At 66.9% G+C, this 23,477-nt stretch carries 19 protein-coding genes and 1 tRNA gene; 5 read left to right on the plus strand and 15 right to left on the minus strand.

What is annotated here, in order from left to right; genetic code table 11:
• Position 1 precedes the first annotated feature (1 nt).
• From ACZ5V4_RS01085 to ACZ5V4_RS01105, 5 genes are read right to left on the minus strand one after another with little or no spacing between them, the layout of a single operon-like run.
• Positions 2-694 carry a chemotaxis protein CheW gene (locus ACZ5V4_RS01085; RefSeq protein WP_464316335.1) on the minus strand — a complete coding sequence of 231 codons (693 nt, stop codon included), beginning with the start codon at positions 692-694 and terminating at the stop codon, positions 2-4.
• The gene (locus tag ACZ5V4_RS01090; protein ID WP_464316336.1) at positions 691-1,461 is read right to left on the minus strand and encodes a ParA family protein; all 771 of its coding nucleotides are present in this window, start codon (positions 1,459-1,461) and stop codon (positions 691-693) included. The genes ACZ5V4_RS01085 and ACZ5V4_RS01090 overlap by 4 nt, the downstream gene beginning before the upstream one ends.
• 48 nt (positions 1,462-1,509) lie before the next feature.
• Positions 1,510-2,388, minus strand: a complete 879-nt coding sequence (locus ACZ5V4_RS01095; RefSeq protein ID WP_464316337.1) for a CheR family methyltransferase — start codon at positions 2,386-2,388, stop codon at positions 1,510-1,512.
• Positions 2,389-4,317, minus strand: a complete 1,929-nt coding sequence (locus tag ACZ5V4_RS01100; RefSeq protein ID WP_464316338.1) for a HEAT repeat domain-containing protein — start codon at positions 4,315-4,317, stop codon at positions 2,389-2,391.
• Positions 4,318-4,356: 39 nt separating this feature from the next.
• On the minus strand, positions 4,357-5,439 hold the full coding sequence (locus ACZ5V4_RS01105) for a protein-glutamate methylesterase/protein-glutamine glutaminase (protein ID WP_464316339.1): 1,083 nt from the start codon (positions 5,437-5,439) through the stop codon (positions 4,357-4,359).
• A gap of 178 nt (positions 5,440-5,617) precedes the next feature.
• Between ACZ5V4_RS01105 and ACZ5V4_RS01110 the strand changes: the two genes are divergently transcribed.
• Positions 5,618-5,695, plus strand: a tRNA-Pro gene (locus ACZ5V4_RS01110).
• Between the two features lie 180 nt (positions 5,696-5,875).
• On the opposite strand, the gene ACZ5V4_RS01115 is transcribed toward ACZ5V4_RS01110, so the two are convergent.
• Positions 5,876-8,035, minus strand: coding sequence for a RelA/SpoT family protein (locus ACZ5V4_RS01115; protein ID WP_464316340.1), 2,160 nt, complete (start codon positions 8,033-8,035; stop codon positions 5,876-5,878).
• Positions 8,032-9,714: a peptide-binding protein gene (locus tag ACZ5V4_RS01120; RefSeq protein ID WP_464316341.1), complete on the minus strand. Its 1,683-nt coding sequence runs from the start codon at positions 9,712-9,714 to the stop codon at positions 8,032-8,034. Before ACZ5V4_RS01120 ends, ACZ5V4_RS01115 begins: the two co-directional genes overlap by 4 nt.
• Positions 9,715-9,789: 75 nt before the next feature.
• On the opposite strand from ACZ5V4_RS01120, the gene ACZ5V4_RS01125 reads away from it, so the two are divergent.
• Positions 9,790-13,011, plus strand: a complete 3,222-nt coding sequence (locus ACZ5V4_RS01125) for a DEAD/DEAH box helicase (RefSeq protein WP_464316342.1) — start codon at positions 9,790-9,792, stop codon at positions 13,009-13,011.
• A 111-nt stretch (positions 13,012-13,122) separates the two neighbouring features.
• On the opposite strand, the gene ACZ5V4_RS01130 is transcribed toward ACZ5V4_RS01125, so the two are convergent.
• Together ACZ5V4_RS01130 and serB are read right to left on the minus strand one after the other, a co-directional pair.
• Positions 13,123-14,004: a universal stress protein gene (locus ACZ5V4_RS01130; RefSeq protein WP_464316343.1), complete on the minus strand. Its 882-nt coding sequence runs from the start codon at positions 14,002-14,004 to the stop codon at positions 13,123-13,125.
• Positions 14,005-14,355: 351 nt separating this feature from the next.
• A complete protein-coding gene (serB, locus tag ACZ5V4_RS01135) occupies positions 14,356-15,567 on the minus strand; it encodes a phosphoserine phosphatase SerB (RefSeq protein ID WP_464316344.1) in 1,212 nt (403 codons plus the stop codon).
• A 105-nt stretch (positions 15,568-15,672) separates the two neighbouring features.
• Here serB and ACZ5V4_RS01140 point away from each other — a divergent pair, with 105 nt between their 5' ends.
• The 3 genes from ACZ5V4_RS01140 (at position 15,673) to ACZ5V4_RS01150 (ending at position 17,443) form a co-directional block, all read left to right on the plus strand.
• Positions 15,673-16,719 (plus strand): glycerophosphodiester phosphodiesterase, encoded by a 1,047-nt coding sequence (locus ACZ5V4_RS01140; RefSeq protein ID WP_464316345.1) that lies wholly within the window; start codon positions 15,673-15,675, stop codon positions 16,717-16,719.
• A gap of 148 nt (positions 16,720-16,867) precedes the next feature.
• Complete coding sequence (locus ACZ5V4_RS01145) at positions 16,868-17,254, plus strand: RidA family protein (protein WP_464316346.1); 387 nt, start codon at positions 16,868-16,870, stop codon at positions 17,252-17,254.
• A 27-nt stretch (positions 17,255-17,281) separates the two neighbouring features.
• Positions 17,282-17,443 carry a hypothetical protein gene (locus ACZ5V4_RS01150; protein ID WP_464316347.1) on the plus strand — a complete coding sequence of 54 codons (162 nt, stop codon included), beginning with the start codon at positions 17,282-17,284 and terminating at the stop codon, positions 17,441-17,443.
• Between the two features lie 84 nt (positions 17,444-17,527).
• On the opposite strand, the gene ACZ5V4_RS01155 is transcribed toward ACZ5V4_RS01150, so the two are convergent.
• From ACZ5V4_RS01155 to xseA, 6 genes are all read right to left on the minus strand, one after another.
• Complete coding sequence (locus tag ACZ5V4_RS01155) at positions 17,528-18,118, minus strand: NAD(P)H-dependent oxidoreductase (protein WP_464316348.1); 591 nt, start codon at positions 18,116-18,118, stop codon at positions 17,528-17,530.
• Between the two features lie 2 nt (positions 18,119-18,120).
• Complete coding sequence (gene dxs / locus ACZ5V4_RS01160; protein ID WP_464316349.1) at positions 18,121-20,031, minus strand: 1-deoxy-D-xylulose-5-phosphate synthase; 1,911 nt, start codon at positions 20,029-20,031, stop codon at positions 18,121-18,123.
• 79 nt (positions 20,032-20,110) lie between these two features.
• Positions 20,111-20,998, minus strand: a complete 888-nt coding sequence (locus tag ACZ5V4_RS01165; RefSeq protein WP_464316350.1) for a polyprenyl synthetase family protein — start codon at positions 20,996-20,998, stop codon at positions 20,111-20,113.
• A 1-nt stretch (position 20,999) separates the two neighbouring features.
• Positions 21,000-21,230, minus strand: a complete 231-nt coding sequence (gene xseB / locus ACZ5V4_RS01170; RefSeq protein WP_464316351.1) for an exodeoxyribonuclease VII small subunit — start codon at positions 21,228-21,230, stop codon at positions 21,000-21,002.
• Complete coding sequence (locus tag ACZ5V4_RS01175) at positions 21,227-22,135, minus strand: M23 family metallopeptidase (protein ID WP_464316352.1); 909 nt, start codon at positions 22,133-22,135, stop codon at positions 21,227-21,229. Before ACZ5V4_RS01175 ends, xseB begins: the two co-directional genes overlap by 4 nt.
• Positions 22,132-23,466, minus strand: a complete 1,335-nt coding sequence (gene xseA / locus ACZ5V4_RS01180; RefSeq protein WP_464316353.1) for an exodeoxyribonuclease VII large subunit — start codon at positions 23,464-23,466, stop codon at positions 22,132-22,134. The genes ACZ5V4_RS01175 and xseA overlap by 4 nt, the downstream gene beginning before the upstream one ends.
• Between the last annotated feature and the right edge of the window lie 11 nt (positions 23,467-23,477).

A 23,477-nucleotide genomic window follows, 5' to 3' on the forward strand; every position in this document is an offset into this window, starting at 1 on the left:
CCTAGCTCTTGAGCACCTTGGTGAAAAGGCGGCTGACGGACAATATCTTGATGAGGCGGTCGCCGGTCTTGAGCAGGCCGGACATGAGGTCGGCGCTGACTCCGACGCGCGCTTCGATGTTCCATTCCATGTCGCTCTGGGCGGGCTTGTGCATGGTGTCGATGGCCCGGACCATGAGCCCGATCTGAATGTCGCGCAGGCGGCAGACGATGAGGAAGCGGTCCTCCCCGCCGTCGCCGGAATCGATGTCCAGCAGCCGGGCCAGGTTCACCAGCGGCGTGACCCTGCCGCGCAGGTTGGTCACGCCGGCCAGGAAGGGCGGCGCGGCCGGGAGCTTGGTGGCGGGGACCGCCCGCAGCACCTCCTGCACCAGCATGATGGGCACCGCGAAGAGCTGGTCCGCCACGCGGAAGCTGACCAGCCTGATCTCCTCCTGGGCCATGAGGCCCGCTTCCAGGTCCTCCTCGGAGGGGGCCTGCGCCGCGGGCGCGGCCTGTTCGGGAACCGCCTGGGCGTCCAGGACGCGCTCGCCCTCCACCGGGGTGGAGAGCGCCCTTCCCGCCGGGGTGTTCTCCCAGCCCGCGCCGACGTACTTCTCCAGGAAGGCGCGCTCGGAGCCGGTGAGCTCCGCGCCCTCTTCCCGGGCCTCGGGCAGGACCACGTCCTGCTGGAAATAGTTCTCGAGTGTCTTCATGCCGCCAGTATTTCCTTGGCCAAGGCCATATATTCCCTCGCGCCGCGCGAGTCGGGGGCCACGTCGTAGATCACCTGCCCCCGGGCGCTGGCCTCGCGGAATTGGGTGTCCATGCCGATGACCGTCGTGAAAAGCCTGTCGCCCAGCTTGCCGCGCACCAGTTCCAGCACCCTGCGGCACGCCCCGGCCCTGCGGTCGTACATGGTGGCCAGGGCCCTCCAGGCCACCGGACGGGGCAGCACCTTGTTCAAAAGCCTGATCGAGTCGAAAATGAGCCTCAAGCCGTGCAGGGCCAGAAAGTCCGTCTGGATGGGGATGATGAGCAGGTTCGAGGCCACCATCGCGTTCACCAGCAGGACCCCCATGTTCGGCGGGCAGTCCAGCACGACGAAGTCGTAGCCTTCCGCAGCCCGCTCGAGCAGGTTCTTCAGCAAGACGCCCTTGTTCTCCCGGCCCTTGAGGTCGATGTCCAGCTCCGAAAGCTTCACGTTGCTGGCCACCACGTCCATCCCGGCCTTGCCCGCCGGGAACACCGCCCCGCTCCACAGCTGCCGGTCGAATTCCCCGGCCATGAGCAGGTCGTGGGCCGACACGGACACGTTCTCCGGATAGAGCCCCAGGTGCACCGAGGCGCACCCGTGCGGGTCCAGATCCATGAGCAGCGTCCGTCTGCCCATGCGCGCGAGCGCCGCCCCAAGCGAAAGGGCCGTTGTGGTCTTGCCCACGCCGCCCTTCTGGTTGGCGACGGCAATTACGGATACCGCCACGAAGCCTCCCAGCCGCAATCGTATTGTTCGGCCAACTGCCGGATGTCTTTACCCTTCCTTCTGGTAGACGATCGCGCCCGGGTAATGCTTCGGCTTGAAAGCCCGCGAGATGTTGTGCAGCGACTCCGAATGCCCGATGAGCATGTAGCCGCCGGGCAGCAGATTGTCGTAGAAGGAGCCGATGACGTTCTTCTTCATCTCGTCGTCGAAATAGATGATCACGTTGCGGCAGAAGACGATCTGGGAACGTTCCACCCGCTTGAGCATGGCCCTGTCGCTCAGGTTGATCTGCCCGAAGCTCACCAGGCGCTTCACCTCGGGCTTCACGGTGAACTTGCCGTCCTCGGCCTGGAAATACCTGGAGACGATCTCCTTGGGCGTGGTGCGCAGGGTGTAGTCGTTGTAGACGCCCTGGCGCGCCGAGGCGAGCACGGCCTCGGAGAGGTCGTTGGCGGTGATCCTGATGTCCCAGGAGGCTATCTCCGCGCGCAGCACTTCGTGCAGGATGATCGCGATGGTGTAGGGCTCCTCGCCCGTGGAGCACCCGGCGGACCAGATGCGCAGCTTCTTGGCCCCCAGCTTGCGCTGCTTCTCGAGCACCTCCGGCAGGACGTTGTTCTGGAACACCGCCAGCTGCGGGGGGTTGCGGTAGAAGCTCGTCTCGTTGGTGGTGATCACCTCGAAGAGGCGGTTCATCTCCTGGCGCTTGCCGGGGTCGTACTGCAGGAAGTGGTAATACTCGGCGAAGCTCTTGAGGTTCAGATCCTTGAGGCGGTTGGCCAGCCTGTTCTCGAGCAGGTACTTCCGGTTGTCCGCGATGTAGATGCCCGATTGCTGGTAGATGAAATCCCTGAGCTGCGCGAACTCCGAGTCCGCGATCTTGAGTTCCTTGCGCAGGGTGATCGTCTTGGAGAAAAGTGACGACATCTAGCGGTCCTCTCCGTGCTCTTCCTGTATCTTGGAGATTGCCGCCTCTGCCGCGCCGGAGAGCTCCTCGTCGCCGGAACCGAGCACATCGAGGAGCGCCCGGAAGGCCGTGTTGCCCCCGATGTCCCCAAGCGTCTCAACCACCTTGAGGGCCACCAGCTTGTTGGGGCTGTCCAGGAGCGACACGAGCTTGGGCACGGCCTCGGCGGCCATGCTGCGCCCGAGCGACTCCATGGCCCGGATGCGCACCCAGTCGTCGGAGTCGTCCAGGGCCTGGATCAGGTAGGGCACGCACTCGGAGAGCGAGCAGTGGCCCATCTGCTCCACCACCGCCAGGCGGACCTCGCGGGATTCGTCGGAGAGCCTGGAGACGAGGAGCCGCAGGCCCTCGCCCTCCATGCCGCAGAGCCCGGCCACGGCCTCCAGGGCGACCTTGCGGATGTCCGGGATTTCGTCTTCCAGGGCGGCGCGCAGGGTCTCCAGGTTGGCCTCGGGGTCGATCCTGCCCAGGGCGTAGATGGCGATGAGGCGCTCGAGCGGCTCCTCGGAACGGCTCATTTCGCGGAAGCGCGCGGCCATTTCCGGGCCGCCCAGGGCCACGCAGGCCTCGAGCGCCGCTTCCTTGACGTCGTCGTAGGGGTGGAAGAGCTTTTCGAAGAAGGCTCCGGCGGCCTTTTCCACGCGCATCTTCTGGCCCAGGAAGGCCAACGCCCCCTTGAGCACGGTGCCGTCCTCGTGGCGCGCGAGCACGTCCTGGAAGAACTCCACGGCCTCCTCGCCGCCCACGGTGGCCAGCGCCCTGGCGATCTCGCGCTGGATGTCCCGGTCGCCCTGCCAGAAGGCGGCCATGAGCAGCCCGGAGATTTCCGCGCCGCCGATCCTGGCCAGGGCCTCCACCGCGATCATGGAGGAGGCGTGGGGCCCGCCCTTGATGGCCTCTTCCAGCGCCGGGGTCAGCCCGATGGTGGCCAGGGCTTCCACGGCGAGCTCAAGGCGGTCCTGGTCGCGGTCGGGGTCGAACTGCCCGGCCAGGGCGAGCACCGCGCGCGAGGCTTTCTCCCCGCCCACGAAGGCCAGCCCGTGGATGGCCGCGTCCTGGATCTCGACGTCCTCGTCGGAGAGCGCGGCCAGCAGGTAGTCCCTGAACTTCACGCGCTCCTGCTCCGAGAGCAGCGTGAGCGACTTGCCGCCCAGGATCTTCACCACCGACTTGCAGATCTTGTTGCGCAGCGCCGCCGGGGAGTCCTCCAGGCGCTTGATCAGCATGGTCACGGCCTTGACGTTGCCGATCTCGCCCAGGGCGTCCACAATCATGGAGGCCACCAGGTCGGTGGACTTGCCGAGCGCCCCGATGAGCGCGCTCACCGAGGACTCGTCGCGGATCTTGGCCAGGGATTCGATCACCGCGAACTGGACCCACTCGTCGTCGGAGAGGGCCTTGTTCAGGCACTTGGCCGCCTCGGGCCTGCCCAGCGCCCCCAGGCTCACGGCCGCCTGGTAGCGGACGTTGACCTCCGGGTCCTTGAGCAGGGCCTCGCACAGCGCCGACACGGCCATGAGGTTGCCCGTGGAGCCCAGGATGTCGGAGGAGAAGATGCGCATGTCCGGGTCGTCGTCGTGCAAGAGGTCGATGAGCGTGGGAAAGTCCTGGTCGCCCACCTCGCGCATCACGTCCATGGCGATGTTGCGCGAGGGCGGGTCGTCGGAGCGCAAAAGCGGGGCCACGGCGCGCACCACGGCCGGGCCGCCGATCCTGCGCAGGGCCCTGTCCGCCGCCTCCTGCACGCCAAGGTTCTGGCTCTGGACCAGCCTGGCCAGAAGAGGCACGGCCTCCTCGACCTTGCCCTCCCCGGCGGCGAAGGCGGCTTCGCGTTCGAGTTCCACGTCACCGGAACGAAGCTGGTTCAGCAGTTCTTCATGATCGCCCATAATGTCCCCGGCAGCCGCTCCCGACGGAAGTGAGCGGGCCTACTTGTACAGGTTGTTCATGATCGCCTGGGCCATGTCGTCGATGTCCAGGATTTCGTCGGCAAGGCCGGCATCCACGATCGCCTTGGGCATCCCGTAGACGACGCAGGACGCGTCCGACTGGGCCAAGGCGCGCCCGCCCTTTTGCTTGAGAATCTTGACGCCTTCGAGTCCGTCCGATCCCATGCCCGTCAAAATCACGCCCAGCGCCCTTTTCCCCACGGCCTCGGCCGCCGAGCCCACCAGGACGTTGGCGGAGGGCTTGTAGAGCGCCTCGGCGGGCTCGGTTGTCACCTCGATCTCCACGCGGCTGACCTTCTGGATGAGCTTCAGGTGCTTGCCGCCCGGGGCGATGAAGACGTGGCCCGGAGCCAGCCTGTCGCCGGTCTCGGCTTCCTTGACGCTGACCTGGCACACGCCGTCCAGGCGCTTGGCGAACGGGCCGGTGAAGGCCGCTGGCATGTGTTGGGCGATGACGATGGAGGCCGGGAAACTGGCCGGGAGCGCGGAGAGCACCTTCTGCACCGCCGGGGGCCCGCCCGTGGAGACGCCGATGGCCACCACGTCGCGCGTGAGCGTTCCCGACGGTTTCACGAACTCCTTCTTCGCCTCGGCCTCGTGCGCCGCCGCGTGCGCCCCGGCCGGGGCCGCCGGCGTGGGCCTGCGCATGGCCAGGGGCGGGCGGAACTTGCGCCGCGCGATCTGCTTGACCTTGGCCTGGAGGTCCTCCTCGATCTTGACGATGTCCAGGGAGACCTTGGAGAGTTGCTTGGGAATGAAGTCCACCGCGCCCAGCTCCATGGCCTTGAGGGTCGCCTCGGCCCCTTCCACGGTCAGCGAGCTGACCATGAGCACGGGCTTGGGCATCTCCATCATGATGTGCTTGAGCGCGGTCAGGCCGTCCATGCGCGGCATCTCGATGTCCAGGGTGATGACGTCGGGATTGTGCTTGCGGATGAGGTCCAGGCCCTCCTGCCCGTCCCGGGCCGTGGCCACGACGCGGATCTCGGGGTCCTTTTCGAGCATGGAAGCGAGCGCCTTGCGCATGAAGGCGGAATCATCGACGACGACGACACTGATCACTGTGGAATCCTTTCTCGTTTCGCGTGACGGCCGGACGGCCGGCCGTGGTGGACACGCCTCCGCTTCGTGGCGCAGATGGCGGGGCAGTTGAAAAGATACGTGAAGACCCGGTATTTTGACAACACGAAATCATGCTTGCCAAACTTGTCCCACTTGTATAAAAGGCCTCCTCGCACGACGGGATGTAGCTCAGTCTGGCTAGAGCGCTGCGTTCGGGACGCAGAGGCCGGAGGTTCGAATCCTCTCATCCCGACCAAGAAAGACAGGGGCTTGCGGCAACCGCCGTAAGCCCCTGATTCGTTTTGGCCGCATGGCCGGCCGGGAAGCGGACGCCCGGCGCGAATCGCAGGACAGCCGCGCGCCATTCGCGCCCCTCTCCCACGCCCGAAGCGGCCACCGCACCGTTTCAGTTTTGAAATCTTGAAGCGCCCCGGCCCTAGGCCGGGGACTCCTCCACCATGCGCTTGACCTCCACCACCTCGGGCAGCTTCTGGATGTGCTCGATGGTCCTGTAGAGGTGCCCCGAGTCCTTGACCTCCACGGTGAGCACGAGTTCGGTGCGGCCGTCCACGCTGGAGTTGAACGTGCCCGCGTCGATGTTCACGCCGTCCTCGGCCAGGATGGCCGCGATCTTGGCCAGCACGCCCTTCTTGTTGTGCGTGAGGATCGTGATCTTGGCCGGATAGGGCTTGTCCTCCTGGCCCTCCCAGGACACCTGCAGGAGCCTCTCGGGCTCCAGCCTGCCCAGGTTCGGGCAGTCGTGGGTGTGCACGATCACTCCCCTGCCCCGGCTGATGTAGCCCACCACGGGCTCGCCCGGCAGCGGGGTGCAGCACCCGGCGAAGCTCACCAGCACGTTGTCCACGCCCTTGATGCGGATGGACTCGCCCGGCTTGGCCTTGCCCTGGTCGGCCTGGCTCTCGGCCTGGGCCTCCTGCTTGCTGGCCTCCGGCTTGGGCAGAAACGCGCGCAGCACGCGCCTGGGCGTGAGCTTGGAGTAGCCCACGGCCACGAAGAGTTCCTCCACGCCCGGGAAGTTGTACTCGGCCAGCACCGGGGCGAAGGCGTCCTCCTTGACCAGGCGGTTCACGTTCACGCCGAGCTTGCGGCCTTCCTTCTCCAGGAGCTCCTTGCCCAGGGCGATGGCCTCCTCGCGCTCCTGGGTCTTCACCCAATGCTTGATGCGCGTGCGGGCCTTGGCGGTCTTGACGAACTTGAGCCAGTCCTTGCTGGGGTTGCGGTTCTTGTCCGTGAAGATCTCCACGGTGTCGCCGTTTTTCAGCGCCGTGGTGAGGGGAACCAGCCTGCCGTTGACCTTGGCCCCGGAGCAGTGGCTGCCCACCTCGGTGTGGATGGCGTAGGCGAAGTCCACGGGGGTGGCCCCGTCGGGCAGTTCCTTCACGTCGCCCTTGGGCGTGAAGACGTAGACTTCCTCCTGGAAGAGGTCGTAGCGCAGGGAGCGCATGAACTCCTTGGAGTCCGTGGCCTCGCGCTGCCAGTCCATGATCTGGCGCAGCCAGGTGAAGCGCTCGGCGTCGCGGGCGGCCATCTTGCCGGACTTGCCGCGCTCCTTGTAGGCCCAGTGGGCGGCCACGCCGTGTTCGGCCAGCTGGTTCATCTCCTCGGTGCGGATCTGTATCTCGATGCGCTCGCCGTCCGGGCCTATCACCGTGGTGTGCAGGCTCTGGTACATGTTGGCCTTGGGCATGGAGATGTAGTCCTTGAAGCGCCCGTGCACCGGCTTCCAGAGCGAGTGCACCAGGCCCAGCATGGCGTAGCAGTCCTTCAGGGTGCCCACGATGATGCGGAAGGCCACGATGTCGTGCACCTGGTCCAGGGCCAGGCCCTGGGCCTTCATCTTGTTGTGCACGCTCCAGAGGTGCTTCTTGCGCCCGAGCACCCTGCCCTTGATGGCGTTCTCCTCCATCAGGCCCCGGATGACGGAGATGACCTTCTCGATGTAGGCCTCGTCCAGCACCTCGTGGCTGTCCACGCCCTGCTTGAGCTGCTCGTAGATCTCGGGCTTCAGGTGCTTGAAGGAGAGGTCCTCCAGTTCCACCTTGATGCGGTGCAGGCCCAGCCGGTTGGCCAGCGGGGCGTAGATGTCCATGGTCTCCTGGCTGATCAGCTGGCGCTTGATGGGCTTCTGGAAGTCCAGGGTGCGCATGTTGTGCAGCCTGTCGGCCAGCTTGACCAGGATCACCCGGATGTCCTCGGCCATGGCGAAGACCATCTTGCGGATGTTCTCGGCCTGGGCCTCCTCCTTGGACTCGAAGGACATCAGGCTGATCTTGGTCACCCCGTCCACGATGTCCGCCACTTCCTCGCCGAACTGCTCCTCTATCTCGTCGATGGTGGCCATGGTGTCCTCCACGGTGTCGTGGAGGAGGCCGGCGGAGATGCTGGGCGCGTCCAGGCGCATCTCGGCCAGGATGTTGGCCACGGAGAGCGGGTGCATGAGGTACGGCTCGCCCGAGAGCCTGGTCTGGCCCGCGTGGGCGGCCGCCGAATACACGTAGGCCTTGGTGATGAGGTCCTGGCCGGCCTGATCCATGTACGGCGCGACCTTGTCCATTATTTCGTTGATGCGGATCATTTAGAGAGCACGGTTCTTTGCTGGGACTTGGGGATCCACCAGCGGACGAAGTTCCACGAGATGCCCGCCGGGGCGGGCTCGACGCCGTGCACCCTCTCGGTGAGGATGGGCAGCGCGTAGGGGGTGTAGAGGAAGCAGTAGGGCTGGTCCTCGTGCAGGATTTCCTGGAAGCGGTCGTAGATGGGCTTTCTTTGCGCCGGGTCCACGAGGTTGCGGCCCGCCTCCAGGAGCGCGTCCGCCTCCGGGTTGGCGTAGCCCACGAAGTTGAGCCCCGGCCTTGCCGCCTTGGAGGAATGCCAGACGTCGAAGGCGTCCGGGTCCTGCGGGATGGACCAGGCCAGGAGCACGGCCTCGAAGCGGCGCTGGTCAACGAACTCCTTGATGAAGGTGGCCCACTCCAGGGTGCGCACCTGCATCCGGATGCCGATGCGCGCCAGCTGCTCCTGGATGATGGCGCAGGCCTTGATGCGCTGCTCGTTGCCCTGGTTGGTTATCACCGTGAAGGCGAAGGGCCTGCCGTCCTTCATGAGCGGCCCGGTGGGCTTCTCGCGCTTCCAGCCGAGCTCGCCGAGCATCATGAGCGCCTTGCCCGGGTCGTACCCGTAGGGCTTGATGTCGTGGTTGTAGGCCCAGGAGTCCGGCTTGTAGTGGCCAATGGTGGGCACCCCGAGCCCCAGGAGTGCGCCTTTGATGATCTCCTCCTTGCCGATGGCGTGGGCCAGGGCCTGGCGGGCCTTCTTCTCCTTGAAGAGCGGATGCTCCAGGTTGTAGGCCAGATACGTGTAGCCCGAGGCCAGGTACTTGTACTTGCGCCAGCCCGCCTCCCACCTGGGGCCGTTCGTCAGGAAGAGGTACTGCGGCGGTGTGAGCCCGATGTAGTCCAGGTTGCCCGCCTTGAGCTCCATGAACTGGGTGGTCTGGTCCGGCACGGAGCGGTAGACCACCTCGTCGATGTAGGGCTTGCCCTCGAAGTAGTCCTTGTTGGCCGTGAGCACCACGCGCTGGTTCTCCACCCACTCTTTCAGCTTGTAGGGGCCAGCGCCCATCGGCTCGCGAGCGTATTTGGTGTTGGTCAGGTCCTCGCCCTCGAGAGCGTGCTTGGGCAGGATGTCCGAGGCCCAGGTGGAGACGGCCCTGGCGAAGGGCTTTTCGTAGAACACCTCGAAGGTGTACGCGCCCGTCTTCCTGAACTCCTTGATGGCCAGGAAATCCCCGGCGTAGGCCGTGGGGGTCTTGGGGTCGATCATCAGCCTGTAGGTGAACTCCACGTCGTCGGCGGTGAGGGGCCTGCCGTCGAACCAACGGATGTCCTCGCGCAGCTTGAACTTGAAGTGGCGGCCTCCGTCCAGGATCTCGAAGGACTGCGCGGCGTAGGGCTCGATCTTGATGTCCTTGTCGTAGCGCAGGGGCGAGACGTAGATGAGCGAGGCCACCTCGTGGGAGGCCGAATCCGTGGAAAGCGGCGGGATGAGGTTGCTGGGCTCGCCCAGGGTGGCCATGATGATGCGCCCGCCGTGCTCGGGCTTGCCGCCGTCGCCGGAGGCCTTCGGGGCCTGCCCGCCCCCGGGCTGGGAGTCGCATCCGGCAAGGGCCAGGGCGAGAAAAAGCGCCACCGGTCCCAGATACCGGAAAAACCTCCCGCCGAGGGAGAAATGCTTGCTTTGCGTCTGAAAATGCATAGAGTGTGGGGTTAGGCAATTGGGTATGGAATTTGTAAGAAACCTTTTTCCGCCTCTCACGGAGTATCGATAAACATGGCCCTCACCAGCGAGGAGAGCAAAGCCAAGCAAATCCTCCAGGAATTCGTCCGGGAGACGATTCCCGAATATATCATTGACGGCTCGCATTCAATCGTCGCGCAGGACGGCGTCCAGAAAATCGACGTCAAGAAGCGCGAACAGTACTGGGATGTGGAGGGGCAAGTCCAGGGGGATGATTTCCAGGTCTACACGTCCGAACTGGGGCTGAACCTCGAGGACGAGACCGTCACCTTCTTCTGCAACTGCCCCGAGTCGTTCTCCGGAGTGTGCCGCCACGTGGGGGCCACCGCGCTCAAGTTCGTGAAAAGCCTGGAGGGCCGCAAGAGCCAGGACAGCCAGGCCGAGGCGGCCCAGAACGTGGAGTGGCGCCAGACCTTCAGGCATTTCTTCGCCACGGCCTTCGAGCCCGAGGCGGGCAAGCACTACGTCATCTACCGCTTCCACCCCGAGCCCGGCCGGCTCCAGGTGGCCTTCTTCCGGGGCCGCCAGAACAAGTCCGGGCTCTCCCAGGTGCACCAGGAGATCACCCTCGAGCAGATCATCCAGAACCCGGACTGGTGCGAGACCTCGCCCAGCCTGCCGCTCGTCGCCGAGCAGATCGGCCACTTCCTGGACTACCGGGGCCACCGGGTGGACATCCCGGCCGGGCTCATCTCCTGGTTCTTGTGGTCCATCGGCAAGGAGTACTACCTCTACTGGCAGGACACCGAGCACCCGGTGCGCATCGAGCGCTCCACCATGCGCCTGCAGCTGCGCCCGGTGATGGACGAGGCCCAGGGCCTGCGCTTCGACATCTACCTGGCCCGCCCCGGCAAGGCCCCCTTCGCCATCCAGGGCCAGGAGACCTTCTTCTACGGCCAGCTGCCCCTGTGGGTCTGCTGGAACAAGAGCTTCTACCCGGTGCAGACCGGCCTGCCCGCGCCCTTCATCCGCGAGATGGTGGAGAACCCGCCGCTGGTGCCCTCGGGCGACGTCTCGGAATTTTTGGACCGGGTCTGGACCAAGTTCCCCGCCTCGGACCTGCACGGCCAGCAGGAATTCCTCGACCGCATGAAGCCGAGCTTTTTGCCCGCCAGGTACAATCCGAAGCTCTACCTGGACGAGGAAGGCAGCCTGCTCACGCTCCAGGTGCAGAACGTCTACGAGACCGAGCACGGCGAGGTCTTCCAGGAAGGCCCCAACCCCGAATTGCAGACAGGCTCCTACTCCTTCGAGGGCAAGAGCTTCCTCATGGCCCGCGAGCAGGAGGCCGAGGCGGCGCTCATCGCCGTGCTGCAGGAGATGGGCTTCCAGCCGCGCAACAACGCCAACTGGTTTTTGGAGCCCGAGGAAGCCATCGTCTTCCTCTTGGACGCCTACCCCAAGCTCGTGGAGAAGTACCGCGTCTTCGGCGAGAAGAACCTCACCCGCTACAAGGTGCGCCTCTCCCAGCCGGTGATCGTGGCCGAGGTGGAGTCCAACGAGAAGGAGAACTGGTTCGACCTGGACCTGGCCGTGCAGTACGACGACCAGAAGGTGCCCATCGAGAAGATCTGGAAGGCCTGGACCCAGGGAAAGCGCTACGTGCAGCTCAAGGACGGCTCCTACACGAGCCTGCCCGAGAGCTGGCTCAAGCGCATCGGCCACAAGCTGCGCGCCCTGGGCTACGACGCGGACAAGCCGCCCCAGAAGCGCTTCAAGCAGTTCGAGGCCCCGGTGCTGGACAAGATCCTCGAGGACCTGCCCGAGGCCCACACCGACTCTTTCTGGAACAGCCTGCGCGAAAAGATCCACAGCTTCAAAGAGATCGTGCCGCTCAAGCAGCCCGCGCACCTGAACGCCAGCCTGCGCCCCTACCAGTTGCAGGGCCTCAGCTACCTGAACTTCCTGCGCGAGTACGGCTTCGGCGGCATCCTGGCCGACGAGATGGGCCTGGGCAAGACCGTGCAGACGCTCTCCTTCATCCAGCACATGGTGGACAAGGGCTCGCGCGCGCCCAACCTGATCGTGGTGCCCACCTCGGTGCTGCCCAACTGGGACCGCGAGGCCGAGAAGTTCGTGCCCCGGCTCACCCGGCTGATCGTCTACGGGGCCAAGCGCGAAGGGCTTTTCAAGAAGATCGCCGAATCGAACCTGGTGATCACCACCTACGCGCTCCTGCGCCGCGACCTGGACGAGCTGCTCAACTTCGAGTTCAGCACCATCATCCTGGACGAGGCCCAGAACATAAAGAACCCCAACACCATCACGGCGCGCTCCGTGCGCAGGCTCAGGGGCAAGATGCGCCTTTGCCTCTCGGGCACGCCCATCGAGAACAACCTCTTCGAGCTCTGGAGCCTGTTCGAGTTCCTCATGCCCGGTTTCCTGGGCAGCCAGAACTCCTTCCAGCGCGGCATCGTCAAGCCCATCAAGGACGGCGACGAGGAGACGCTCGACTACCTGCGCGGCCGCGTGAAGCCCTTCATCCTGCGCCGCACCAAGTCCGAGGTGGCCAAGGACCTGCCGCCCAAGGTGGAGAACGTCCAGTACTGCGCGCTCATCGACGAGCAGGCCGAGCTCTACTCCCAGCTGGCCAAGAAGCTGCGCGACCAGGTGCTCAAGGACGTGGACGAGAAGGGCATGGCCAAGTCGCAGATGTCCATCCTGGACGCGCTGCTCAAGCTCCGCCAGATCTGCTGCCACCCCAGGCTTCTGAAGCTCGACATGCCCGGCGTGAACACCAACCTGCCCTCGGGCAAGTTCGACACCTTCAAGGACCTGGTCACGGACATCGTGGAGGAAGGCCACAAGGTGCTGGTGTTCTCGCAGTTCGTGCAGATGCTGCACATCATCCGCAGCTGGCTGCAGATCAACCAGACGCCCTTCGCCTACCTGGACGGCTCCAGCAAGGACCGCTTCGAGCAGGTGGACCGCTTCAACAACACCCCGGAAATCCCCATCTTCCTGATCTCGCTCAAGGCGGGCGGCACGGGCCTCAACCTGACCAGCGCGGACTACGTGATCCACTACGACCCGTGGTGGAACCCGGCCGTGGAGAACCAGGCCACGGACCGCACGCACCGCATCGGCCAGAAGCGCCAGGTGTTCGCCTACAAGCTGATCTGCTCCAACACCGTGGAGGAGAAGATACTGAAGCTCCAGGACATGAAGAAAGGCGTGGCCGAGGCCATCATCCCCGGCCAGGACGCCTGGAAGAGCCTGACCAGAAACGACCTGGAGATGCTCTTCGAGGTCTAGAACCCGGGTTTTGCACGCAAAAGAAGCGCGCGGCCGGACAATTCGTCCGGCCGCGCGTTTTTTTGTGATCGGGCGCGCTCGCCCTGAAACCAGGCAGCCCGGCCAGCAAGCCTAAGCCTGCGCCTCGCTCCCCTTGTTCACGCTGAGCACCGGGCAGAGCGCCTTGCAGGCCACGCGGAGCACCAGGGAGCGCTCGAAGGCGCATTCCGGATCGGTTTCCCCACCGCGATGGGTCATGACGATGACGTCCGCGCCGCGCCTGCGGGCGAGCTTCAGTATCTCCACCTCGGTGTCGCCTTCCCAGCAGGCGTACTCCACGCTCTTCACGCCGGACAGGGCGGCCGCGTAGTCCCTGCCCATGCGTTCGATCCTGGCGGCGCTTTCGCGCCCGATTGCCCCCTGGCTCATGTTCGCGGCCTCGACGCAGGTGTCCAGCACGTTCAGCACGGTGAGCCCGGCCCCGCACTCCCGGGCCAGGCGCCCGGCGTACTCGACGCCCGGCATGTCCGCCGGGCCCAGGCGCGTGGCCGCGAGCACGTGCCCGACGTGGCCCGGCTCGCGCAACGCGGCTCCGGTGAGCATCACCGGGCAGCGCGCGAACTCCAGCACGCGCTCCACCGTGTGCCCCACGCGGGCGATCTCCGTTTCCATCGCGGGGATGTCGCCGCTGGCCGGGCACATGACGATGAGGTCCGCGCCGTCCTCCCGGGCCAGGCGCAGGATCTCCACGTGGGGCACGCCCTGGGCCGCCACGATGCCCCGCCCGCCCAGGCCTTCCAGGAGCGGGGCGAAGCGCTTCCCCATGGCTTCGCGAATGTTCTCCAGCTCGCCCGGCCGGGCGAGCAGCTCGGCCTCCCCCCAGCGGTGCTCGAAACCGAAAACGTGCAGGATGGTCAGGCCCGCGCTGAAACGCCTGGCCAGTCCCGCCGCGACCTCGGCGGACCTGGCGCACGCGCCGGACGGAGTCACGGGCGCAAGGATGTTGCGGATCATGGCTTTTCCCTCCCTTTTTCCGGATCTTTTCAGAGATACTCCCGAGGGGAAGCAATAGGCAAGGCTTGGAAGAAAAGAAACGGAGCGGGGCGCTGCCCCGCACCCCGGCAGGGCTCTGCCCTGCACCCGCCGGGGGGAGAAGCCTCCCCCCGGGCCCCGGCTTTCCGCTTCGCGGATTTCACCCTTGCCATGAACTTTGTCCGCCCGCCTGCCTGGAAGCGCGCTTCCAGGCAGGCGGGCGGACAACTTCGTTGCATCCGGTGACCGACGCGAAGCTATAACGGGTCCAGGGAACGAAGCTCCCTGGCGGGAGAGGCCTGGAGAGGGCAGCGCCCTCTCCAGAAAAACGATCTATTCGATGTCGCGGTCGCGGAAGCCCAAAAGATACAGCACCGCGTCCAGCCCGAGGGTGGAGATGGCGTGCCCGGCCCCTTCCTTCACCAGGGGCTTGGCGCGAAACGCGATGCCCAGGCCAGCCAGGTTGAGCATGGGCAGGTCGTTGGCCCCGTCGCCCACGGCGATGGTCTGCATGAGCGAGATGTTCTCGCTCTCGGCGATTGCCTTGAGCAGGTCGGCCTTGCGCTTGGCGTCCACCACCTCGCCCGCCACCTCGCCGGTGAGCTTGCCGTCCTCGATGCGCAGTTCGTTGGCGTGCACGTAATCGATGCCCAGGCGCTCGCGCAGGCGTTCGCCGAAGAAGGTGAAGCCGCCGGAGATCACTGCGGTCTTGTAGCCGAAGCGCTTGAGGTTGCGCACGAGCTTCTCGGCACCGTCGTTCAGGGGGATGTCGGCCGCGACGTTCTCCAGGGTCTCCACGGGCAGGCCACGAAGCAGGCTCAGGCGCTTCTTCAGGCTCTGGCGGAAATCGAGCTCGCCGCGCATGGCCGACTCCGTGATGGCCGCCACCTGCTCCCCCACTCCCCAGGCTTTGGCCAATTCGTCGATGACCTCCACGCGGATCAGGGTGGAGTCCATGTCGAAGGCCACCAGCCTGCGGTTGCGGCGGAAGGCGTTGTCCTCCTGCAGGGCGATGTCCACGCCCAGCTGGCTTGCGATGCGCAGGAATTCCTTGCGCATGGCGCCCACGTCCACGGGGGTGCCGCGCACGGAGAACTCGATGCAGGCCGGGCGGTCGCGGTCGTCGTCCTCCATGCTGGGGCGGCCGGTGAGGCGGTTCACGGACTGGATGTTCAGGCCGTTGGCCGTTATCACGCTGGTGACGGCGGCCACCTGGGCGGCGCTGATGGTGCGCCCGAGCAGGCTCACGATCCAGCGCGGCTTGCCCGCGGCCTCCACCCACTGGGTGTAGCCGTCCGGGCTCACGGGTGTGAACTTGCAGCCCACGCCCATTTCGTGGGCGGCGTAGAGCAGGTCCTTGACCACGGCCGCCGACTGCGCGCCCTCCGGGATGCGGATGAGCGCGCCCAACGACAGGGCGTCGTGGATGACGGACTGGCCCACGTCCAGGATGTCCACGCCGTACTGGGCCAGCAGCCCGGAGACGGTGGAGGCGATGCCGGGGCGGTCGGGGCCGAAGATGTGCACGAGCATGAGATCTTTCATGGCGGGGTCCTTGAGCGAGAAACGCGAGAGGCCTTTTCCCACAAAACCGGCCCGGGGTAAATGCCCGTGGCCATCCCGGAAGCGAACCCGAGCCCGGAGGACAGCATGCGCCTTCTCGTGTACCCTCTCATGGCCCTGCTCACGCTGAACCTGATCATGGAGGACGACCCGGTGTCCGCAGCATCCAAGCCCATCGTCATCGGCCACAGGGGGGCCTGCGGCCACCGGCCCGAACACACCCTGGAATCCTACAGGCTGGCCGTGGAGATGGGCGCGGACTTCATCGAGCCCGACCTCGTCTCCACCAAGGACGGCGTGCTCGTGGCCCGCCACGAGAACGAAATCTCCGGCACCACGGACGTGGCCCGGAAGTTCCCCGACCGCAGGAAGAAGAAGATCATCGACGGGGCCGAGGTCGAGGGCTATTTCACCGAGGACTTCACCCTGGCGGAGCTCAAGACCCTGAAGGCCAGGGAGCGCCTGGATTTCCGCGACAAGTCCCACGACGGCAAGCACGAGGTGCCCACGCTGGGCGAGGTGATCGCCCTGGCCAAGCGCATGAGTGCCGAAAAGGGCCGCGTGATCGGCATCTATCCCGAGACCAAGCATCCGACCTATTTCCGCTCCATCGGCCTGGCCCTGGAGGGGCCCCTGGTCAAGGAGCTCGAGGCCGCCGGGTGGGACAAGGCCGATTCGCCCGTGTTCATCCAGTCCTTCGAGATGGCCAATCTCAAGGACCTGAAGAAGATGATCGACGTGCCCCTGGTGTTTCTCTTCGACGAGCCGGGCATGCGGCCCTACGACTTCGTGGCCTCCGGCGACACGCGAACCTACCTGGACCTGACCAGGCCCGAGGAGCTTAAGGCCATCGCGGCCTTCGCCAAGGGCATCGGCCCCTGGAAGCGGCTCATAGTGGGCGAGAACCCGGACAAGTCCCTCAAGGCCCCGAACGCCCTGGTCAAGGACGCCCACGCCGCCGGTCTCCTGGTGCACCCCTACACCTTCCGGGACGAGCCGCGCTTCCTGGCCCCGGACTACAAGGGCGACCCCAAGGCCGAGTACAGGCAGTTCTTCGAGATCGGCGTGGACGGTGTGTTCTCGGACTTCCCGGACACGGCCTTCGCCGCCAGGGAAGCCTTCCTGAAGAAATAGCCCGCGGCGATCAGGCGGCGCGCCAAGGCCCGGCCAGGGCCGCCACCCGCGCCCGCTCCTCTCCCGGCGTTGGCGGGACGTGCGCGCGCCTGTTGGCCCGGGCCGGATCATGCGCTATGCTGCGGGCATCCGCACAAAGGAGAGACGCATGAACGCCAAGAAGACAGCCGTTGAGACGAAAAACGCCCCGGCGGCCATCGGCCCCTATTCCCAGGCGGTCTGGGCGGGCGAGTTCCTTTTCTGTTCCGGCCAGATCCCCATCGACCCGGCCACGGGCCAACTGGTGGAGGGCGACGCGGCCACCCAGGCCAGGCAGGTGCTCTCCAACGTGAAGGCCGTGCTGGAGGCCGCCGGGCTCGGCATGGAGAACGTGGTCAAGGCCACGGTGTTCTTCAAGGACATGAAGGATTTCCAGGCCGTGAACGAGGTCTACGCCTCGTTCTTTACGCCCCCCTACCCGGCCCGCTCCGGCGTGGAGGTGGCGCGCCTGCCGCGCGACGTACTGGTGGAGATCGAGGTGATCGCCAGGAAGTAGGGCCATCCGGCCCTTGGGCGGCGCGGGATGGAATGGAACTGCCCGCGTGAATGCGTGCGCGAAGTGGTCGCGCCGCTCAAGGACAGGCGGGAGCAGGTCTACGTGGCGCAAGGGAGCCCGGCGCAACCCAGGGCCGCCGGGAACCCGAACAAGGACGTGCGCGTGGTGCCCGTGCACGTGAGGCGCTAGCAGTAGAAACGGCCAGGAGCCCCGGCGGCCCGCTGAAAAGCGCCCACCGGCGGTTTTGCCTCGAAAAAGCCGAACCCGGCGCGGCTAGCCGAAGATCTCCCGCATGGTGCGGCGCACCTCGCCGAGCCAGGCGGCGCGCTGTTCAGGGGTGGAGGTGACGATCACCTCGAAGGTGCGCCTGTGCACGCGGGTCACGCCGCACAGGCCGAAGACGCAGTCGCGCCAGATGCGCTCCAGCGGGTCGCCGAAGGCCTCCCGCTCGCGGGCGGCCGGGGTGTTGGCCGTGTTGAAGACCACGGCCGCGTCCGCCTTGAGGAGCCCCACGGGCACGCCCTCGCCGCCGTCGCCCTCCTTGAACTCGTAGGCCACGCCCGGGCGCATCACCCGGTCCACCCAGCCCGTGAGCACGGCCGGGGGCATGCCCCACCAGTTGGGGTGCACGACCACTATCCCGGAGGCATCGGCGATCTCCTCGCAGTGCCGGGCCACGAACTCCGGCACCAGCCCGTCGCGGGGGATCTCCATGTCCGGCAGCACGGGCGCGAAGCGCTCGGCGTAGAGGTCGTGGAAGCGCACCTCCCGGCCCATTGCCGAGAGCTCTTCCCGGGCGGTTTCGGCCACCGCGTGGTTGAAGCTGCCCGGAGAGGGGTGGCAGAGGATCACCGAGACCGGCACGGCTACACCTCCCGTCCGCAGGCTTCGAGCACGGCCTTCCGGATGCCGTCCTTGTGGATGCCGAGCATCTCGCGCAGGGCCTTTTGCGGCCCGTGCTCCACGAAATGGTCCGGGATGCCCAGGCGCTTGATCTTCTGGCCGCGAAGCGCGCCCGAGTCGCCCAGGAATTCCAGCACGGCCGAGCCGAACCCGCCCTGCAGGGCGTTCTCCTCCACGGTCAGGAGCACCTCGAAGCGCGCGGCCAGGTCCAAAAGGTCCGCCTCGGGAAGGGGCTTGACGAAGCGGGCGTTGTACACCGCCACCTTGAGCCCGTGTTCCGATTCGAGCTCCATGGCGGCCGCCAGCGCGGGCATCACCCTGCTGCCCAGGGCCACTATCACCGCGTCGGAGCCGTCGCGCAGAAGCTCGCCCTGGCCGAGCGGAATGGGCTCGGGGTCGTCGCAGAGCCCAGCCCCCACGCCCACGCCGCGCAGGTAGCGGATGGCCACCGGCCCGGGGTGGGCCATGGCCGTGGCCAGCATGCGCTGGAGCTCGGCCTCGTCCTTGGGGGCCATGAGCACCAGGTTGGGGATGTGGCGCAAGAAGGAGACGTCGAACACGCCGTGGTGCGTGGCCCCGTCCTCGCCCACGAGCCCGCCCCGGTCCAGGCAGAGGGTCACGGGCAGATCCTGGAGGCAGACGTCGTGCACGATCTGGTCGTAGGAGCGTTGCAGGAACGTGGAGTAGATGGCCACCACGGGCTTGAGCCCCTGGGTGGCCAGGCCGGCGGCGAAGGTCACGGCGTGCTGCTCGCAGATGCCCACGTCCACGAAGCGCTCGGGGAAGCGTTGGGAGAAGCAGGCCAGGCCGGTGCCTTCGGGCATGGCCGCCGTGATGGCGATGACGCGCTTGTCGCGCTCGGCCAGCTTGCACAGGGTGTCGCCGAAGACGTCGGTGTAGGTGGGCAGCTTGGAGGCCGAGTACTTGATGATCTCGCCGGTCTCCGGCTCGAAGGAGCCCACGCCGTGGTAGTAGGTGGGGTTCTCCTCGGCCGGGGTGTAGCCCCTGCCCTTCTGGGTGAGCACGTGCACCAGCACCGGCCCCTTCATCTCGCGCACTTCCTTGAACACGGAGAGGAGCTTGGGCAGGTCGTGGCCGTCGATGGGGCCCACATAGTTGAAATGGAAGGCCTCGAAGAGCATGCCCGGCGTGAAGAATCCCTTGAAGGACTCCTCGCCGCGCTTGACGATCTCCACCATCTCCTGGCCGAAGGGCACAAGGCGGGCCATGGCCTCGAACTCGCGCTTGGCCCGCGTGACCCAGCGGTTGGAGAGCTTTCGCGAGAGAAAGAGCGAAAGCGCGCCCACGTTCTTGGAGATGGACATCTTGTTGTCGTTCAGCACCACCACCAGGTCGCGCCCGTCGCCGCCCGCCTGGTTCAGGCCCTCGTAAGCGAGCCCGGCGGTCATGGAACCGTCGCCGATGACGGCCACCACCTTGTTGTCCTTGCCCAGCACGTCGCGGGCCATGGCCATGCCCGAGGCCGCCGAGATGGATGTGCTGGAGTGCCCGGTGCCGAAGTGGTCGAAGGGGCTCTCGGCCATGCGCGGAAATCCGCTCACGCCGCCCAGGGTGCGCAGGGTGTGGAAACGCTCGCGCCGCCCGGTGAGGATCTTGTAGGCGTAGGCTTGGTGGCCCACGTCCCAGACGATCTTGTCGCGCGAGGGGTCGAAGGTCTTGAGCAGGGCGAGCGTCAGCTCCACCACTCCCAGGGACGGGGCCAGGTGGCCGCCATTCTCGGAGACGGTGGCGATGATCAGTTCGCGCACGTCCTGGGCAAGCTCCTCGAGCTCCTCGCAGGAAAGCCCGGCGATGTCGGAAGGGTTTCCGGCCCGGGCGAGCATCTTCAGGGGATGTCCATCAAGCAGGGACATTGCTTCTCGTTACTCCTGGCGTCGCGATGACGAATGTGTGTGTGCGCCCACGCGCCTGTTGCCGCCCGGCCGCGCGCGGTCAGGACACCCTGTCCACGATGTACTGGGCCAGGTCGCGCAAAAAGACCGCCTCCGGGCCCTCGAAGGGCGCGAGGCTCTCCAGGGCGTGCGCCGCGTGCCTGCGGGCCAGGTCCATGCTGCGCTCCACGCCGATGAGCGAGGGGTAGGTGGTCTTGCCCTGCTCCTCGTCGGAGCCCACGGGCTTGCCCAGCGTCTTCTCGTCGCCAACCACGTCCAGCACGTCGTCCACGATCTGGAAGGCCGCGCCCACGGACTGGCCGTAGCTCCTGGCACGGGCCACCAGGTCCGGGGCGACCCCGGCCAGTTCGGCCCCGCAGACGCAGGCGGCCGTGATGAGCGCCCCGGTCTTCAAGGCCTGCATCTCGCGCAGCTCCTCCAGGCTGACCCCGGCCTTGGCCGTGTAGGCCATGTCCAGGGCCTGGCCCCCGACCATCCCGGCCGCTCCTGCGGCCCGGGCCAGGGTGCCCGTGGCCTGGACCACGCGTTCGGCCGGGACGTCCTTGGCCGTGGAGGCCATGAGCACGAAGGCCTCCGTGAGCAGGCCGTCGCCCGCCAGGATGGCCATGGCCTCGCCGAAGACCTTGTGGTTGGAGGGCCGCCCCCGGCGCAGGTCGTCGTCGTCCATGGCCGGGAGGTCGTCGTGCACCAGCGAATAGGTGTGGATGAGCTCGAACGCGCAGGCGAAAGGCAGCACCGCGTCTTTCGGCGCGCCCATCATCCGGGCGAAGCACAGGCAGAGCACGGGCCGCAGGCGCTTGCCTCCGGCCAGCAGGCTGTATTCCATGGCCTCCAGCAGGCCCGAAGGGACGCCCTTGTTCCTGAGCGCCGTGCGCAGGCTGTTCTCCACTTCCTGCGCGTAGGCCGAAAGGCGTTGTTTGACCGTCACCTCAATTCTCCTCGCTCGCGGCGGCGTCGAAAGGCGCAAGCCCGTCCGGGGCGACCTGGCTCACGGTCAGCCTGGCCTTATCCAGCTGCGCGCGGCACGCCCCGGCCAGCCCGACCCCTTCCTTGTAGAGGGCCACGCCCTTTTCCAGGGGAAGCTCCCCGGATTCGAGCTGTTCGACTATCTTCCGCAACCGCTCTATGTTGTTCTCGAAATTCATTTCCTTGGCGCTCATGACCCCTCCCCGGGCCGCCTTGCCGAAGGCCACCCGGGCGCGAAAAGCGCCATGGGGTCCACGGACTGGCCCAGAAGCCTCATGCCGAAATGCAGATGCGGGCCGGTGGCGCGCCCGCTGGCCCCGGCCAGGCCGACCACCTGCCCCTTCTCCACCACCTGGCCGTTGGCCACGTTCACGCGGGAGAGGTGGAAATACATGGTGATCACGCCCTGGCCGTGGTCCAGGAAAACGGAGTTGCCGTTGTAGTAGAAATCCCCGGTCAGAACCACCCTGCCCCGCGCCGCCGCGCGGACCTCCTCGCCCATCGACGCGTCGAAGTCGATGCCCGTGTGCGGGCTGCGCGGCTGGCCGTTGAGTATCCTCCTGAGCCCGAAGGCGCTGGTCACCACTCCGGGCACCGGGCGCAGGAAGGGAACTCCCCAATACCTGATCGCGCTGACCTCGGCCAGGGCCTTGTTGATCACCTCGCGCTCGCGTTCGATGCGCTCCTGGTCCTCCTTCGACGGAGTGACCATGCGCGGGGGCAGCTTGAGGCGTTGCTCGGGAAAAGCCGAGCGCGTCACCTTGACGCCGCACAGCGCGGTCTCGCGCACCCCGCCAACCGAAGCCTCCACCTGGAGCACGCGCGACGAGCCAGCCGTGCCGAGCCCAGCCCCAAGGAGCGCCTCGGCGCGCAGCACGTTGCCGCGCTTCTCCAGGGCCACCGGGGCGCGCTTGCCCAGCCACTCCACCGTCGCGCCGCCGGCCTGGCCGGCGAGGGTCACTTCCACCAGAAACGGCTGGCCCTCGGCCACGCTCTCGGGGAAGGACACGCGAAGCGGCCCTTGGGTGACCTCCGCCGCCAGGGCGGAACCGGAGGCCAGGGCCAGGAGAGCGAAAAGAGCCAGGACGAGCCGGATCACCGCCGCCCCCGCTCCACGCCCAACACGGACGTCTTCACCGAGCCGTCACGCACGACGATCTCCAACGCGTCCCCGGCGGAAACTTCGTCCACGCCGCGCAGGAAAGTCCCGTCCGCCTTGCGCGCCAGCGCGTAGCCGCGCGCCAACGGCCCCTCGGGGTCCAACCCTTCCAGGCGCGCCGAGAGCACATCCAGGCGGTTTTGCGCGCGGTCGGCCAGCCTGTTCCAGGCGGGGCAGAGCCTGTCCGCGAGCCCGTCCAGCGTGCGCTGCGCCCCCGAAAGCCGTCTCTCCCCGGCGGACTCCAGGCGAAGCGCGAGGCTAGCCAGACGCTCACCCAGGCGCTCCACGCGGTTTCGCGGGGAGAGCCAGGCCAGGGCCTTCTCGTACCCGGCCAGGGCCTGCTCGCGGGAGGCGAGAAAGCGCGTGAAGGCACGCGACAGCGCGGTCTCGGCCTCGTCGGCGCGCTGGGCCAGCACGGAACGCTCCGGCCACAGAAGCTGCGCCGCGTGGCTGGGCGTGGCCGCGCGCACGTCGGCGGCCAGGTCCGCGATGGTCACGTCGACCTCGTGGCCCACTCCGCACACAACCGGGACCGGGCAGTTCACCACAGCCTCGGCCACGGCCTCGGTGTTGAAGGCCCAGAGGTCCTCGATGGAGCCGCCGCCCCGGATGAGCACCGCCACCTCGGCCCAGCCGTCGGCCCCGGCCTGGGCCAGGGTCTTTGCGATCTGGCCCGGGGCCGCGTCGCCCTGCACCTGGGCGGGGTAGACGCGCACCTCGGCCCCGGTCCCGCGCGAAGAAGCCACGCGCAGAAAATCCCGGATGGCCGCCCCGGTGGGCGCGGTGACCACGGCCACGCGGGCCGGATGGCCCGGCAGCGCCCTCTTGCGCGAGGCGTCGAACCAGCCGAGCCCAGCGAGCTTTCGCTTGAGGGCCTCGAACTCCAGGTGCAGCCTGCCCTGCCCCATGTCCTGCACGAGCTCCGCCACCATCTGGCAGGCCCCGCGCGGGGGGTACAGGGTGAGCCTCCCGGCGCACATGGCCTCCACGCCGTCGGCGAGCCAGGCCGAGCCGCCCTCGGCGGGCAATATCTCGCCGGTCAAGGGGTCGTAGCGCTCGGTCTCACTGAGCGACAGCCCGTTCTGGCTGCCCTTGAACCAGACCACGTTGAGCACCGCCTCCTCGTCCTTGAGCGAGAAGTACACGTGCCCCGACGCGGGACGCGAGAGGTTGGAGACCTGCCCGCGCACCCACACGAAGGGAAACTGGCCCTCGATCACGTCCTTGAGGGCCCGGGCCATCTCGCTCACGCGGAAGACGTGCGGCGTCAAGCGCGACCCTC

This window comes from Fundidesulfovibrio sp. YSD1 (assembly GCF_055397115.1).

What these genes read in the sequence shown, in the direction of transcription:
- ACZ5V4_RS01085 (WP_464316335.1), bottom strand. Translation starts at nt 694, where the DNA reads ATGAAGACACTCGAGAACTATTTCCAGCAGGACGTGGTCCTGCCCGAG.
- ACZ5V4_RS01095 (WP_464316337.1), bottom strand. Translation starts at nt 2,388, where the DNA reads ATGTCGTCACTTTTCTCCAAGACGATCACCCTGCGCAAGGAACTCAAG.
- ACZ5V4_RS01100 (WP_464316338.1), bottom strand. Translation starts at nt 4,317, where the DNA reads ATGGGCGATCATGAAGAACTGCTGAACCAGCTTCGTTCCGGTGACGTG.
- ACZ5V4_RS01115 (WP_464316340.1), bottom strand. Translation starts at nt 8,035, where the DNA reads ATGATCCGCATCAACGAAATAATGGACAAGGTCGCGCCGTACATGGAT.
- ACZ5V4_RS01120 (WP_464316341.1), bottom strand. Translation starts at nt 9,714, where the DNA reads ATGCATTTTCAGACGCAAAGCAAGCATTTCTCCCTCGGCGGGAGGTTT.
- ACZ5V4_RS01125 (WP_464316342.1), top strand. Translation starts at nt 9,790, where the DNA reads ATGGCCCTCACCAGCGAGGAGAGCAAAGCCAAGCAAATCCTCCAGGAA.
- ACZ5V4_RS01130 (WP_464316343.1), bottom strand. Translation starts at nt 14,004, where the DNA reads ATGATCCGCAACATCCTTGCGCCCGTGACTCCGTCCGGCGCGTGCGCC.
- serB (WP_464316344.1), bottom strand. Translation starts at nt 15,567, where the DNA reads ATGAAAGATCTCATGCTCGTGCACATCTTCGGCCCCGACCGCCCCGGC.
- ACZ5V4_RS01140 (WP_464316345.1), top strand. Translation starts at nt 15,673, where the DNA reads ATGCGCCTTCTCGTGTACCCTCTCATGGCCCTGCTCACGCTGAACCTG.
- ACZ5V4_RS01145 (WP_464316346.1), top strand. Translation starts at nt 16,868, where the DNA reads ATGAACGCCAAGAAGACAGCCGTTGAGACGAAAAACGCCCCGGCGGCC.
- ACZ5V4_RS01150 (WP_464316347.1), top strand. Translation starts at nt 17,282, where the DNA reads ATGGAATGGAACTGCCCGCGTGAATGCGTGCGCGAAGTGGTCGCGCCG.
- dxs (WP_464316349.1), bottom strand. Translation starts at nt 20,031, where the DNA reads ATGTCCCTGCTTGATGGACATCCCCTGAAGATGCTCGCCCGGGCCGGA.
- xseB (WP_464316351.1), bottom strand. Translation starts at nt 21,230, where the DNA reads ATGAGCGCCAAGGAAATGAATTTCGAGAACAACATAGAGCGGTTGCGG.